Genomic DNA, 14,422 nt, shown 5'->3' on the forward strand with positions numbered 1-14,422 from the left:
CATCTCTGCTCGTCGCCTTATCCAAGGATGTTGCGCAGGGTTCGCATGAACACCCGCGCTCCGATTCCGATCAGATCGTCCGGAAAATCGTAGTCGGGGTTGTGGAGGCTCGGGTGCTTCTCGCCTGCCCCCAGGAAGAACATCGCCGCCGGAGCGTTCTGGCCGAAACGCCCGAAATCCTCCGAGGCACGGATCGGCAGATCGCCCCTGTCGTAAGGGATGCCTTCAAGATCGAGAGCGCGGCGCAGTTGGGCAACGGCTTCGGGCGCATTCTCGCAATGGTGGAAGATGTCGTGATAGGCGGTTTCGATGCCGAGGCCGCTCTCCCGGGCAACCGATGTCGCCAGCCCCTCCGCTCTTGCACAGAGATCATCCATCCCGGCATCGGTCAGCGTCCGCAGCGTGGCCCAGATTTCAGCCCGTCCCGGCGCGACGCCGAAGGCTGGCTCGCCGATTCTGGCGTGGGTCACGGTTACCATGGCGAACCCCTCCTCGAAGACCGTCCCGCCACCAAGGCCCGTGAGCGCCGGCATTAGTTTCGCCGTCGCATGGACTGGCGAGACTCCGAATTCAGGCATCGAGGCATGGGCCGTCTTCCCGGTGAGGGTGATGCTCATTCCCCGCGAGGCGCAGTTTACTGGCCCCTCGGCGAGAGCGACCCGCCCGAGGGGCATTCCAGGCAGGTTGTGCAGCGCGAAGGCAAGATCCGGCTTGATGTCGAGGAACTTCGGATCAGCCACGACCGCGGCGGCTCCGGACCCATCCTCCTCGGCCGGCTGGAACAGCAGGACCACGCGTCCGCGCTGAGGGCGCTGGCGGCCCAGCCCCCGCGCCAGGGCGGCGAGAACGGCCATGTGTCCATCATGGCCGCACAGATGCGCCCTCCCCGGGACGGCCGAGCGATGGGGGACATCCGATATCTCCTCGATCGGAAGGCCGTCGAGTTCCGCCCGGACCATCACCGTCGGCCCCGGCTCCCGGCCATTATAGATTGCCGCAACGCCATGCCCGCCGAGCCCTGACATGATCCGATCCGGGCCCGTCGTCGACAGGAAGGCCTGAACCTCCTGCGCCGTCTCCGCCTCCTGCCCGGACAATTCCGGCATTCGGTGCAGCTTGCGCCGCCACTCGGTCAGCTCGGCCACGTCTTGGTTGGTCAGGAACATGGATTATCTCCACCGGACAGGAACGGCATGAGGGATCCAACGATCTGTTGCAGATACAAGGACGGGTGAAAAGGCGGAAAACACTCCTCGGCTCCCTTGTCCATGACTGACGTGGGTTTCGTGCTGGTCCAGAGCCCGGACGGCTTGACCCGGACCTGAGGCGATTGCCCTGTCAGTCCCGAGCCTTGAACCGGTATTCGACGGCCCCTAAGGAGCCGAGCGAGAAGCGGATCGACTCGTCCGAGGAAGGGAAATACGTCGGGGTCATGCTGCCCGTCATCACGATATCGCCGGCCCGTAAGGTGTTCCCGCGCTTAGCAAGGTGCCGGCAAAGCCAAAGCAGGGGCACGAAAGGATGCCCCATCACGTCACGGCCGTGCCCCCGGTCGAGAACCTCGCCGTTCCGCTCGACGACGCCCTCGACGGCCTCCAAATCGGGCCAGCTCTCGCGAAATTCGCCGAGAACGACACCGGCATTCCAAGAATTGTCGGCAACCAGCGTGAGCATGTCGAGAGACTTGTAGTCCGCCTGGCGATCCTCCACGAGCTCAAGTGCCGGAGCGATGCCGGCGATGGCCTCTGCCATTTCCCCGACGGTGGAAGGCAGGTGTCCGTCGCTGAGATCGCGACCGATCCGAACGGCAATCTCGCACTCGACCCCGAGATGAACGAAATCGGACAGCACGGCCTTGCCTCCTGAGGCATGCACGCGGTTTCGGAGAACGGAGCCGCCGATAGGATGCGGAATGCCGCACATGGTCTGCATGCGCGGAGAGGTCAGGCCGATCTTGTATCCTGCGATGTCCGCATTGTTTCGTTCGCGAAGGCGCCTGACGAGGCTTGCCTGGATCTCGTAAGCATCGTCCAGGTCGTCGATTGAATAATCGGCACGGATAGAGTGGAACGGCGTCCGGTCATCGTGCTCCTTGAGCAGAGCGGCAGCCGCGGCTTCAGCATGAACCATCGTTCTTGTCGTCCTTACAGTACCGGCGTCAGTTCAGTTCTTCGTCGCGGACGATGCCTCGCGCAGGGCCTCGGCCTCCTGCCTTGCCTGTTCCGAGAGCTGTTGCGCTATCGCGGCGAGCTTCGTTGCCGCGCCATCCTTGCCGTAGATTTCTACCTGGCCGGCAAGTCCGACGGTGAGCATGGTTTCAAAGACCACTTCGGCAGGCACTCCTTCCCTCACGAGATCGACCGCAATCTTCTGCCACTGGTCCAGCAGCTTCTCTTTCAGCGTAGCGTTATCGGCGCTCATTGGCGGTCCATCCCTGATCTGGTCGAGCATGCCGTGTTCGGATGCTCGGGAAGCCTCGCTCTGTCAGGGCTCGGCTCGGCACATGTCGGCTTGTGGCCACGAGCATCTCATGACGTCGCCACGATCCACTCTAATCCCTTAGAGCATGGAACGGGAAGTCGGTATCACGGCCTGGCCGGCGGCATCGAAGACATACAGTGTCTCGCGGGACAGATAGGCTGTGAAGCGCTCGCCCGGCACCGCGGGCTCATCGCCGGGGGCTCGCACGATCACATCCTCACCCCCGTCGAGACGCATATAGACGAAACTTGCCTCGCCCAGTCTCTCCACCGCATCGATCCGGCCTTGGAGCGCGATGGTTTCCGCCGCCCTCTCCGCCATGTGCTCGGGTCTTACGCCAATGGTGACTTCGTCTCCCGCCTTCAGTGCCCCGAGCCTCGTTCGAACCTCGGCCTGCGCCCCGGCAAAGGCGATGGTCGCACCGGTATCGTCCAGCCCGAGGACCTGGCCCTTGATGAAGTTCATCCGAGGGGAGCCGATGAAGCCCGCCACAAACAGGTTGCGGGGGTGCCGGTAGAGCTCGAGCGGAGCCCCAACCTGCTCGATGCGCCCATGGTTGAGGACGACGATCTTGGAGGCCAGGGTCATGGCCTCGACCTGGTCGTGGGTGACGTAGATCATCGTCGCCCCGAGGTCCCGATGGAGCTTGGCAATCTCGAGCCGTGTGTTGACCCGCAGCGCCGCATCCAAGTTCGAGAGCGGCTCGTCGAACAGGAAAACGCTGGGCTCACGCACGATGGCCCGGCCAATGGCCACACGCTGCCGCTGCCCGCCCGACAGTTCCCTCGGCTTTCGGTCGAGCAGAGCCGACAGCTTCAGGATTTCCGCGGCCTGCCGCACGCGGCGGTCGACCTCCGCCTTGTTGGTTTTGGCGAACTTCAGCCCGAACGCCATGTTCTTGTAGACGGACATATGCGGGTAGAGCGCATAGGATTGGAACACCATGGCGATCTTGCGCTCGGCCGGAGGCATCTCGTTGACGCGCCTTCCGCCGATCCGGATCTCGCCTCCGCTCACCGGCTCGAGCCCTGCGATGATGCGCAGGAGGGTGGACTTGCCGCAGCCCGAGGGGCCGACGAAGACCACGAACTCTCCGTCGTCCACGGTCAGGTTGATGTCGCGCAGGATCTCCGCCGTGCCGAAGGACTTTGCGATGCTGTGGAGTGAGACGTCAGCCATGTGGTTCAGATCCGCAGAGGAGGCGACGCACGCCTCACTTGACCGCCCCGGCCGTCAGACCGCGGACGAGGTAGCGTGAGAAGAGGAGATAGAGGACGAGGATGGGCGCGATGGCCAGGGTCAGCGAGGCGAGGACCGCATTCCAGTCGGTCACGTATTGACCGATGAACTGCTGCACGCCGAGCGTCACGGTCTGCTTGCCGTCGCCCGGCGCCAGGATCAGCGGGAACCAGAGGTCGTTCCAGATCGGTACCATGGTGAATACGGCGACCGTCGCAATAGCAGGACGGATCAGGGGCAGGATGATGCTGCCGAATATGCGGTACTCGCTCACTCCATCGCAGCGGGCCGCATCGCGCAGGTCCTTCGGAATCTGCTGGATGAACTCGCCGAGGATCAGGATCGCGAGCGGCAGCCCCTGCGCCACGTAGACGAGGATGAGCGCCGTAAGAGTGTTGACCAGGTTGAGCTCCACCATCATCTGCAGAATGCTCACGCTGCCCAGGCGGATCGGCACCATGATGCCGATGGCGAGATAGAGGCTGAGAAGGGTATTGCCCCAGAAGCGGTATTCCGTCAGCGCCCACGCGGCCATGGCGCCGATGAGGATGATCAGTCCCAAGGACACGATCGTGACCGTGAAGCTGTTGAAGAAGTAGAGGCCGAAATCCGAGTTGGAGAACACGCGGTCGAAGCCGATGGTGGTGAAGGTACGAGCGTCCGGAAAGCCGAGAGGATCGGCAAAGATCGCGCGCCGGGTCTTGAAGGCATTGATGAGAATGAGAACGATCGGCCCGATAGCCAGGATCGTGTAGAGGATCAGGGCGATATGGACGGCGATACGGCTGGGGCGGACATTTGCTTTCATGGCGCCCTCAGAATGTGTGCCGCTGCAGGCGCCGCTGCACGCCGAAGAGATAGATCAGCACTCCGATGAGGATGATGACGAGCATGGCCGTCGCCACCGTCGCGCCCATGGTCGGGCTGCCCATTTGAAGCTGATAGCCGAAGAAAGTGCGGTAGAAGAAGGTTCCGAGGATGTCCGTGGAGAAATTCGGCCCCGCCAGCGCCCCCTTGATCGCGTAGATCAGATCGAAGGCATTGAAATTGGCCACGAAGGTTAGGATGGAAACCACCCCCAGCGTCGGCAGGATCAACGGCAGGCGCACGAACCAGAAAACGCTGAAGGGCCCTGCTCCGTCCACCGTCGCCGCGTCCAGGAGATCGTCCGGAATATTGATCAATGCCGCGTAGATCAGCATCATCGGAATACCGACGAACTGCCACACGGAAATGAGGGAGACCGTCAGCAGCGCGGTCGATTCCTGCCCGAGCCACGGCCCGAAGAGGCTCCCCAGCCCGATGGCCTGGAGGAGCGTTTCGGCAATGCCCCAAAGCGGATTGAGGATCAACTGCCAGATGAAGCCGATGATGACGACGGACAGCATGGTCGGCAGGAACAGAAGCGTGCGGTAGACGCTGCCGCCGGTGAGGTGCGGCAGGCTGAGCAGCATCGCGAGTCCCAGACCGATTCCGTTCTGCACCACCATATGAATGGCGAAGAAGATCAGGTTGTTGCGTAGCGCGTTCCAGAACTGATCCGCCCAGACGGGATCGGTCAGAAGCGTCGTGAAATTGCCCAGGCCGACGAAATAGCGCGCGCCCGTCTCGTCACCCGCATAGAGGCTGAGTCGGATCGTATCGATCAGCGGATAGATCGAGAAAGCCGTGTAGATGACCAGCGCAGGTGCGAGAAACACCAGGATATGAACCGGAAAGCGCGAACGCTGAGCGGTGCTTTCCACCGGGACACCGGAGGCGGCGATATCCGACATGCTGAAACGGTCCGTGGGAAAACGAAATGGCGGGCTGCCGGGAGCTGCAGCCCGCCTCGTGCAAAGCGCTTACTTCTTGTGCGGCTCGTACCAGCTCGCGAGCCCGTCCTGGACTTTCTTCGCAGCCTCCTCGGGCTTCATGGTCCCGTTCATGACCTGCGCGCTGACGTTCCACAGCTCGTTCTCGAGGTTGGGAGTGCCGCGCGACAGGATCTGGTAGGAATTGCGGATCGAGCTCTCGCAGTCGTTGCGCCAGCCCACGAACTTGGCCGCGACCGGATCCTTCACGTCGACCTTGGCCTTCGAAAGAGGGAAGAATCCCGGAAGCTCGTTGGCGTAGATTTCAGCGAATTCCGGAGAGGCCACCCAGGATAGGAAGGTCTTGGCCGCTTCCACGTTCTTCGACTTCGCGTTGATGCCGAGAGCGATATCCGTATGGTCGCTGATATAGCACTTGCTGGCTCCCTCCGGCAGCGGGGGAGCGAATGCGTCGAACTCGAAGTCAGCATCCTTGCGGAAGATCGGCACGTCCCAGGAACCGGCGGGATAGATGGCCGCGCGGCCGAGGGTGAAGAGATTCTGGGTGTCGGGGTACTTCTGCGACTGATAGCCGTTGCCCATGTAGGGCGCCCAGCTTGCCAGTTCGGCAAAGGTCTTCACATAGGCCGGGTCGGTGAATTTCTGCTTGCCCTCGATGAGCGCCTTGCGGCCTTCTTCGCCCTTCCAGTAGTTCACGCCGATATTCTGGAAGCCCATGGTGGCGGCCTCCCACTGGTCGGCGGTGCCCATGGCGATGGGCGTGTACTTTCCGTCGGCCTTGATCTTGTCGAGTACCGTGTGGAACTCCGCCATTGTTTTAGGCGGCGTGAGCTTCAGCTCGTCGAAGATCTCCTTGTTGTAGATGAAGCCGTGGATCACGGAGGCCATCGGCATGCAGAAGGTCGTGCTTCCGTCGTCCGTGGACCAAGCGCTTTTCGCCACGTCGGAGAAGTTTTCGATGCCCTTCACGTCATTGACGGAGACGAGTTGCCCCTTCTTGAACAGGTCGAGCGAGGCATCAAAGGGGCGGCAGGTGATGAGGTCGCCCGCGGTGCCGCCGGCCAGGCGCGCGTTGAGAGCGGCGTTGTACTCGGTCGGCGGATCGGCCTTGAACTGGACCTTGATGTTCGGATGCTTCTTGTTGAAGGCCGGAATGATCTTGTTGTTCCAGACATCCGCATCATCGTTGCGCCAGCTCTCGATGGTGAGGGTCTGCGCCGCAGCCGTCCCCACGAAAGCGAGAGTGGCCAACGAGGCCGTGGCGGCCAGATGTGCGACCCGGCGCAAAATCGTCTTGGTGTGAAGGGATTTCATCTTGTTCAGTCCTCCGGTGCGCGGGGCGCTTCGAGAAGCGCCTCGTATCGATTCCCTGATTGTCCGGTGCGCGTTGACGCGTTCTTGATCTTCCGGCGAACCCGACGACTGTTTCACCTGAAATGAACACGGACAAGTGACCTCATATTGGTATCGCCTGAAGTGAAACACAATAGACCTTTCAAGCCCTGTTCTCTAGAACCATCGTCCTATCTCCCGTTCGACAGAACCGCCCTACATGACATCTTCCTCTGCGGCCGCGACCGGAAAGAGGTTGGGCATTGCAAACTGGCGCCCCTTCACGAACTGGACATTAAGTGGCATGGTGACGCCCCTGTGAGCACCGCCTCTCCCGTTTGAACGACCCAAGACCATAAGCGATGAGTGAGTTCCTTTTCCTTGGCATCGACGGCGGCGGCACGAAGTGCCGGGCGCGGCTTCGCGATGACAAGGGCAACTTGCTGGGGGAAGGCTCTGGCGGCCCCTCGAACATTCGGCTCGATCCCGATTTGGTCTGGAATTCGATTCTCACCGCATGCCGCGAAGCGGTTCGTCAAGCGGGCCTCCAGGAAGAGGATCTCCGGCGGATACCGGCCGGCATGGGCGCCGCCGGAGCCGGGCAGAAAAGTGCCGTCGAACGCCTGCTCTCCCGCCCCCACCCCTTTGCCTCCTTCGCCATCGACACGGATGCCCACACCGCATGGCTCGGTGCCTTCGGCGGCGGCGATGGAGCCATCCTGATCGTCGGAACCGGCTCCTGCGGGTATGGCTGCGTCGGGGGACGGCGCCAGTATGTCGGCGGCTGGGGCTATGAGATTTCCGATGAGGGCAGCGGCGCCGCGATCGGCCGCGAAATACTCCGGCGCACCATCTGGGCCTATGACGGGCGCATCCCCGCCACCCCCCTGTCCCGAACCGTTCTGGCCGAGTTCAACGATGATCCCGAGATTCTCGTCGATTGGGTCGGCAAGGCTCGTCCGAGCGACTATGCGCGCTATGCTCCCCTGGTCCTGGAACATGCCCAGCGCCGCGACCCGATCGGACTCGAGCTGATCCGGAACGCGGCCGACGAGATGGCGCAGATCGCAACCCGCCTGCTCGATCTCGGCGCCCCTGCGCTATGCATCTTCGGCGGCCTTGCCGAACCCCTGCGCCCCTGGCTCCCGCCGCCGTTGCAGCATGCCATCGTGCCTCCGGCAGCCGATGCACTCGACGGCGCGATTCTTCTGGGACGGACAGCTCAAAGCGGAGGCAGGAATGATCGAACAGGCCTCTGAGGCATTGCCTCTCATTCTCCTCGACGAGAGCAATCCCACGCCACTCTACCTTCAGCTCCAGCAATCCATCGAGGATGCTGTCAGGAAGGGAACGATCAAGGCGGACGACGCTCTCCCGGGGGAGCGGGATCTCGCGAAGCAGCTCGGCATTTCCAGGGTCACGGTCCGAAAGGCCATCACGGGACTGGTCAAGAAGGGTGTCCTGGTACAACGCTGGGGGTCCGGCACTTTCATCGCGCCGCAGATGCGGCTCGAACAGCCCCTGTCACGGCTGTCGAGCTTCACGGACGACATGTCCGCCCGCGGCCTGCCCTCCTCGGCGGTGCTCCTGAGTCGATCCATCGGACCGGCGGCTCCAAACGAGCTGATGGCGCTCGGGTTGTCGCCAGGCGACCTGGTGAGTCGCGTGAACAGGCTTCGGCTGGCCGACGGTATTCCGATGGCCATCGAGCATGCGGTCGTCCCGAGCCGCTTTCTGCCCGATCCCTCCCTCGTGAAGCAATCGCTCTATGCCGTGCTTCACGAACATGGCGTCATGCCCAGCCGCGCCCTGCAGCGGCTGCACGCCGTCCTCCTGACGGAGGAACAGGCATCGCTGCTGCATGTTCCCAACCAAAGCCCGGCGCTCTACATCGAACGCCGCTCCTTCACGGCCTCGGGCGAGGCCGTGGAATTCACCTCGTCCTATTACCGGGGCGATGCCTATGACTTCGTGGCCGAGCTGACCATCAGCCAGCCCGACCGGATGCAAAGTGATGATGTCTGACGAGAACAACTCCGCTCCTGCCATGACGGCCATGCTGCGGGAGGCGCGGGAGGCTCCGCAGGTGGTCGCGCGCCTTCTCGAGAGCAATGCCGCTCTCTGCCGCGATCTCGGCGAGCGTCTTCGCTCCGCGCCGCCGCCCTTCGCCGTGACCTGCGCCCGCGGCAGCTCGGACAATGCGGCGACCTTCGCCAAGTATCTGCTCGAGATCCATTCAGGCCTCGTGACGGCTTCCGTCGGCCCATCGGTGACCTCCGTCTACGAGGCGCGGCCGCGTATGCGCGACGCGCTCTTTCTCGCCGTCTCTCAGTCGGGCCGCAGCCCGGATATCCTGCATCTCGCCAATGCGGGACGCGAGGACGGCGCGCTCACGGTGGCGCTCGTCAACGACACGTCCTCTCCCCTGGCTTCGACCTGCGAGATCGTGCTGCCCCTTCATGCCGGACCGGAGAAGAGCGTCGCAGCAACCAAATCCTTCATCGCCGCGCTGGCGGCCGGGCTGCAACTCGTGGCGCACTGGTCGCAGGACGAGGAGTTGCTGAAGGCGCTCGATACGCTGCCGGACGTGCTGGCGCAGGCCTCGGCCACAGACTGGTCGGAGGCTCTTCCGCTCCTGTCGCAGGCTGACAACCTCTTCGTCGTCGGGCGCGGGGTCGGCTTCGCCGTGGCGCAGGAAGCGGCGCTCAAGCTGAAAGAGACCTCGGGGGTCCATGCCGAGGCCATGAGCTCCGCAGAGCTGATGCACGGCCCCTGGACGCTGGCGGGCGATCACTTCCCGATCCTGGTTCTCAGCCAGCGCGACGAGACCCTGAGCGGCGTCAACGATCTCGTCACCAAGCTCAAGGAGCAGGGAGTTCCAGTCGTCGTGGCGGGCGCAGCGGAGGGACCCGCCGCCGTCATGCTGCCGTCGGTCGAGAACACCCATCCTTATCTCGCGCCGATCGCCATGATTCAGAGCTTCTACCCCCTGGTGAACGCCATCGCCCTGTCACGGGGGCGCAATCCGGACAACCCTCCCCGCCTGCGCAAGGTGACGGAGACCGTATGATGCCCTTCGCTCTGACGGGAGCCCGCGTCTTCGACGGGAACCACATCCTCGAAGGGCGCGCGGTCGTCGTCGAGAACGGCCGCATCCTCGCCGTTCCACACGAGACGGACCTCGGCGCCGGAATCGAGCGGCGCCGGATCGAGGGTCTCCTCGCGCCAGGCTTCATCGACGTGCAGGTCAATGGCGGCGGCGGGATGCTGTTCAACGACGTGCGCAGCGTCGAGTGCATCCGAGCCATTGCGCAGGCGCACCGATCCTTCGGTACGGTCGGTCTCCTGCCGACCTTCATCACCGATACCCGCGAGCGCATGGCGGAGGCCGTGGAGGCCATGCGGGCGGCGCTGGCCGCACGCACTCCAGGCGTGCTCGGCATCCATGTGGAAGGGCCCTTCATCAATCGGGAGCGCAAGGGCGTTCACAACCCCGATTACATGCGCCCGATGGAGGAGGAGGATCTTCGTATCCTCACCTCGCTCCAGGAAGGCCGAACCCTGGTGACGTTGGCGCCCGAATGCAACGGCATGGAGATGATCGCCCGGCTCGCTGCCGCCGGAATCCTGGTCTGCGCCGGACACACCGCCGGCGACTATGACACTATCATGGAGGCCTGCCGGCACGGCCTGAGGGGCTTTACCCATCTGTTCAACGCGATGCCGCCTTTCGCCGGCCGGGAACCCGGGCCGGTGGGTGCAGCCCTCGACAGCAGGGGCACCTGGTGCGGACTCATCGTCGATGGCCATCACGTGAGCGACGCATCCCTGCGCATCGCGATTGCGGCGAAGGGAATGGAAGGCATGATGCTCGTGACCGACGCCATGTCGGTGACCGGAACGGACCTGACCCATTTCGAGCTGCACGGGCGCACGATCTACCGAAAGGACGGGAAGCTGACCACGGGGGACGGAACGCTCGCGGGCTCCGATCTCGATATGGCCAGCGCCGTGCGCAACAGCGTGACCCGCCTCGGCCTGGGCCTGCCGGACGTATTGCGGATGGCCTCTCTCGCTCCCGCGGCCTTCCTGCGCATGGACCACGAACTCGGCCGCATCGCTCCAGGCTATAGCGCGAGTCTTGTCCTTCTCGACGAAGGCCTGCACGTACGCCAGACCTGGATCGACGGCGACAGCGAATAAGCAAGAAGAGGTGTCCTGATGAGCGTGAAGCGGGTTCTCGTCGTCGGTCTCGGCAATATGGGAATGTCCCACGCCCTCGCCTATTCCCGGATCGACGGCTATGAGATCGTAGGCCTTTGCACCCGCAACGTCGAGGATCTGCAGCTTCCCGCCCCGCTGCAGCAAGCCCCCCGTTTCACGGATTTCGAGGAGGCGCTGACCGCAACCAGACCCGACGTGGTCTCCATCAATACCTGGTCGGACACCCACGCCCCCTACGCCATAAAGGCCATGGAGGCTGGAGCGCATGTCTTCGTGGAAAAGCCGCTCGCCGATACGGTGGCGGATGCGGAACGCGTGGTCGAGACGGCGATCCGGACTAGGCGCAAACTCGTCATCGGCTACATTCTTCGCCATCACCCGTCCTGGATCAAATTCATCGAGCTTGCGAAGACCCTCGGAACACCTCACGTCTTCCGCATGAACCTCAATCAGCAATCGAGCGGCGCGGCCTGGGACGCCCACAAGAGGCTCCTGCAATCGCTCTCGCCCATCGTGGATTGCGGCGTTCATTACGTCGATGTGATGTGCCAGATTACCCGGGCGAAACCGGTCCAGGTGCATGGGGTCGGCACGCGGCTGACCGACGACATGCCGGAGGGCATGTACAATTACGGCCATCTCCATGTGACCTTCGACGACGGATCAGTCGGCTGGTACGAGGCCGGCTGGGGTCCGATGATGAGCGAGACGGCCTATTTCGTGAAGGACGTCATCGGCCCGAAAGGCAGCGTCAGCATCGTCATGGCCGAGACCGCCGGAGACATCAAATCGGCCGACATCAACGCCCATACGAAGACGAACCAGATCCTGCTCCACCACGCCGCACTGAAGCCGGACGGAACCTTCGCCAAGGAGGACGAGAGGATCGACACGGCGGACGAGCCGAACCATGACGATCTATGCGAACGCGAGCAGCGTTATCTGCTCCACGCCATCGACGAGGACCTCGATCTGACCGATCACATGAACGATGCAGTCCGGTCCTTGCGCATCGTGCTCGCGGCCGACGAGGCTGTTCGGACCGGGCGCGTGGTTTCGCTCTAAGGCTTCTCATACAGGACGAAGCTACGCTCGCGTCCCGCAAAGGCGCGCTCGTATTCCCGCGCGAGGCGCCAGCCGTGTCGCTCGTAGAACCTCCGGGCGCCGTGGTTGTCGCGAAAGCATTCCAGGCTTTTCGCACCCAGGCACTCAGCCCGTTGCAGAAGCAGCGCACCCGCCCCCTGCCGACGGCATCGGGATCCATGAACAGCATGTCGATATGCCCGTCAGTCATGAGCAGGAAGCCGATTGGAGCATCCCGGCGAACGACGACGAGCATCCGTTTCCAGGATGACGCGAAGCGGTCGCTGAAGAAGGCGGCATCTCGACCAGCGAGAACGCTCCCTTCCAGAATATCCCGAAAGGCAGCTCGGTAGGAACGCTCGGCGACCCTGGCCAGCGCCGGAATGTCCTCGGCGTCGGCGCATCTGACGATCACGATTGGCCTCGCAGGCGCGGGTCGAGAGTGTCGCGCAGAGCATCGCCTAGAAGATTGAAGCCGAAGGAGAGGAACAGGATCGCAAAGCCCGCAAAGATCGCACTCCAGGGCGAGAGCTGCAGAAAATTGCGGCCTTCCGACAGCATTAGGCCGAGCGAGGGCGTCGGCGGCTGCGTGCCGAGCCCCAGGAAGGACAGGGAGGCCTCGACGAGAATGGCCGCGGAGAGCAGCAGGCTCGTCTGCACCAGGATGACGGAGGCGAGGTTCGGCAGGATGTGCAGGAAGATGATGCGCGCATCCGATGCGCCGATGGCTCTTGCGCCCGCCACGTATTCGCTTTCGCACAGGACCAGCGCCGGTCCCCGCAGGAGCCGCGCGAAGATCGGCGTATAGACCACGGCGATGGCGGCGGCGGCACTGTAGGTATGGGGACCGAGCACCGCGATGATGCCGATGGCGAGCAGCATGACCGGAAAGGCGAAAAGCACGTCCATGACGCGCATGATGATCCGGTCGATCCAGCCGCGGTAATAGGCGGCGACGAGACCGAGCGAGCCGCCTGCGAGTAGCGCGACTCCCACGGCGAGCACGCAGGCGATGAGCGAGGTGCGGTAGCCGTAGAGGATGCGGGTCAGCACGTCGCGTCCAAGCTGGTCCGTGCCGAGCCAGTTGAGCTCGGTCGGCCCGCGCAAGCGCCGGGCGATGCTCTGCGCCATGGGATCGTAGGGCGCGATCAGGGGAGCGCCGATGGCGAGGACGAGCTGCAGCACCACGAGGAAGAGCGCGAAGCTCAGGAGCTTGTTCTTGGCGAGACGCGACACGGCTCAGGCTCTCACGCGGGGATCGACGACGATGTAGAGGAGATCGACCAGGAAGTTCACCAGCACGAACCCGGCCGTGACCACGAGAATGGTGGCCTGGATGACAGGATAGTTGCGCTCCGCGATCGCCCCGAGGATGAGGCGGCCAAGGCCGGGGATGGCGAAGACCTGCTCGACCACGATGGCGCCGCCGAGCAGATAGCCGGTCATGATTCCGACGCTGGTCAGAAACGGGATCAGGGCGTTGCGCAGGGCGTGCTTGTAGACGACCTTGCGCTCGCTCAGGCCCTTGGCGCGGGCGGTCCGGATGTAGTCCTGCCCCAGCGCATCGAGCATGGCCGAGCGCACGAGACGCGAGAGGTTGGCGAGGATCGGCAGCGCCAGGGCGATGGAGGGTAGCAGCATCCGCTGGAGATTGCCGATGGGATCCTCGGTGAACGGCACATAGCCGAGTGAGGCGAAGCTGGGTGCGAGGGTCGCCAGCAGCAGGATCAGCACGATGCCCAGCCAGAAGGACGGGATGGTGAGACCTGCGATGGCTGCGACACGCATCGCCACATCCGCGGCGCCGCCGCGGGTCTGCGCCATCAGGCATCCCACGGGAACGGCCAGGACGGCGCCGATGAAGAGGGACAGGAAAGTCAGTTCGAGCGTCGGCCAGAGATGGATCATGATCTCCGTCGAGACGGGGCGGCCGGTCCAGAGGGACGTTCCGAAATCGCCGCGAAGAGCCGCGCCGGCCCAGAGCAGGTACTGCTCGACGATCGGGCGGTCGAGGCCGACACGACTCTTGAGCTCCGCCATGCGCTCGGGCGTGATTTCCGTATTGGCGCCGAGCATGATCGCGACCGCGTCGCCGGGGATGAGGCGGATCATCAGAAACACGATGATCGAGACGCCGAACAGAACGACGACCAGATCGATGAGCCGCGAGAACAGAACTCGATTCATCTCTAAATTAAGACTTCGTTCGAAGAAGACCCCGGCGTCGCTTTCGGAGGCGGCGCCGGGGC

General features: G+C 63.6%; 14 protein-coding genes and 1 pseudogene. 5 read left to right on the forward strand and 10 right to left on the reverse strand.

The genetic code is table 11. The annotated features are described in order from the left end of the window. Nucleotides 1-17 precede the first annotated feature (17 nt). From LGR44_RS03700 to LGR44_RS03730, 7 genes are all read right to left on the reverse strand, one after another. Nucleotides 18-1,166, reverse strand: a complete 1,149-nt coding sequence (locus LGR44_RS03700) for an amidohydrolase (protein ID WP_226737375.1) — start codon at nucleotides 1,164-1,166, stop codon at nucleotides 18-20. A 172-nt stretch (nucleotides 1,167-1,338) separates the two neighbouring features. Next, nucleotides 1,339-2,130 carry a 2-keto-4-pentenoate hydratase gene (locus LGR44_RS03705; RefSeq protein WP_226737378.1) on the reverse strand — a complete coding sequence of 264 codons (792 nt, stop codon included), beginning with the start codon at nucleotides 2,128-2,130 and terminating at the stop codon, nucleotides 1,339-1,341. 33 nt (nucleotides 2,131-2,163) lie between these two features. Beyond that, nucleotides 2,164-2,451 (reverse strand): hypothetical protein, encoded by a 288-nt coding sequence (locus LGR44_RS03710; RefSeq protein ID WP_226737380.1) that lies wholly within the window; start codon nucleotides 2,449-2,451, stop codon nucleotides 2,164-2,166. Nucleotides 2,452-2,559: 108 nt separating this feature from the next. Further along, nucleotides 2,560-3,660, reverse strand: coding sequence for an ABC transporter ATP-binding protein (locus LGR44_RS03715; RefSeq protein ID WP_226737382.1), 1,101 nt, complete (start codon nucleotides 3,658-3,660; stop codon nucleotides 2,560-2,562). 34 nt (nucleotides 3,661-3,694) lie between these two features. Continuing rightward, nucleotides 3,695-4,528, reverse strand: a complete 834-nt coding sequence (locus LGR44_RS03720) for a carbohydrate ABC transporter permease (RefSeq protein ID WP_226737384.1) — start codon at nucleotides 4,526-4,528, stop codon at nucleotides 3,695-3,697. A gap of 7 nt (nucleotides 4,529-4,535) precedes the next feature. Then, nucleotides 4,536-5,495 (reverse strand): carbohydrate ABC transporter permease, encoded by a 960-nt coding sequence (locus LGR44_RS03725; RefSeq protein WP_226737386.1) that lies wholly within the window; start codon nucleotides 5,493-5,495, stop codon nucleotides 4,536-4,538. A gap of 69 nt (nucleotides 5,496-5,564) precedes the next feature. After that, a complete protein-coding gene (locus LGR44_RS03730) occupies nucleotides 5,565-6,824 on the reverse strand; it encodes an ABC transporter substrate-binding protein (protein WP_377032492.1) in 1,260 nt (419 codons plus the stop codon). Nucleotides 6,825-7,228: 404 nt separating this feature from the next. Between LGR44_RS03730 and LGR44_RS03735 the strand changes: the two genes are divergently transcribed. Genes LGR44_RS03735 through LGR44_RS03755 form a run of 5 tightly spaced genes read left to right on the forward strand, consistent with a single transcriptional unit; the run spans nucleotide 7,229 to nucleotide 12,155 of the window. Beyond that, a complete protein-coding gene (locus LGR44_RS03735; RefSeq protein ID WP_226737389.1) occupies nucleotides 7,229-8,125 on the forward strand; it encodes a BadF/BadG/BcrA/BcrD ATPase family protein in 897 nt (298 codons plus the stop codon). Continuing rightward, nucleotides 8,106-8,891, forward strand: coding sequence for a GntR family transcriptional regulator (locus tag LGR44_RS03740; RefSeq protein WP_226737392.1), 786 nt, complete (start codon nucleotides 8,106-8,108; stop codon nucleotides 8,889-8,891). Before LGR44_RS03735 ends, LGR44_RS03740 begins: the two co-directional genes overlap by 20 nt. Then, nucleotides 8,881-9,936: an SIS domain-containing protein gene (locus LGR44_RS03745; protein WP_226737394.1), complete on the forward strand. Its 1,056-nt coding sequence runs from the start codon at nucleotides 8,881-8,883 to the stop codon at nucleotides 9,934-9,936. The genes LGR44_RS03740 and LGR44_RS03745 overlap by 11 nt, the downstream gene beginning before the upstream one ends. After that, on the forward strand, nucleotides 9,933-11,069 hold the full coding sequence (nagA, locus tag LGR44_RS03750; RefSeq protein ID WP_226737396.1) for an N-acetylglucosamine-6-phosphate deacetylase: 1,137 nt from the start codon (nucleotides 9,933-9,935) through the stop codon (nucleotides 11,067-11,069). The genes LGR44_RS03745 and nagA overlap by 4 nt, the downstream gene beginning before the upstream one ends. An 18-nt stretch (nucleotides 11,070-11,087) precedes the next feature. Next, entirely contained in the window at nucleotides 11,088-12,155 is a 1,068-nt protein-coding gene (locus LGR44_RS03755) for a Gfo/Idh/MocA family protein (protein WP_226737398.1), read from the forward strand. On the opposite strand, the pseudogene LGR44_RS22020 reads toward LGR44_RS03755, so the two are convergent. From LGR44_RS22020 to LGR44_RS03770, 3 genes and pseudogenes are all read right to left on the reverse strand, one after another. Further along, nucleotides 12,152-12,334 (reverse strand): annotated as a pseudogene (locus tag LGR44_RS22020) (GNAT family N-acetyltransferase); the annotation flags it as partial. The gene LGR44_RS03755 and the pseudogene LGR44_RS22020 overlap by 4 nt on opposite strands. A 250-nt stretch (nucleotides 12,335-12,584) precedes the next feature. Further along, nucleotides 12,585-13,409 (reverse strand): ABC transporter permease, encoded by an 825-nt coding sequence (locus LGR44_RS03765; RefSeq protein ID WP_226737400.1) that lies wholly within the window; start codon nucleotides 13,407-13,409, stop codon nucleotides 12,585-12,587. Nucleotides 13,410-13,412: 3 nt separating this feature from the next. Next, complete coding sequence (locus LGR44_RS03770; protein ID WP_226737402.1) at nucleotides 13,413-14,360, reverse strand: ABC transporter permease; 948 nt, start codon at nucleotides 14,358-14,360, stop codon at nucleotides 13,413-13,415. Nucleotides 14,361-14,422: the final 62 nt, after the last annotated feature.

This window comes from Microvirga lenta, assembly GCF_020532555.1.
GTDB classification, from domain to species: Bacteria; Pseudomonadota; Alphaproteobacteria; order Rhizobiales; family Beijerinckiaceae; genus Microvirga; species Microvirga lenta.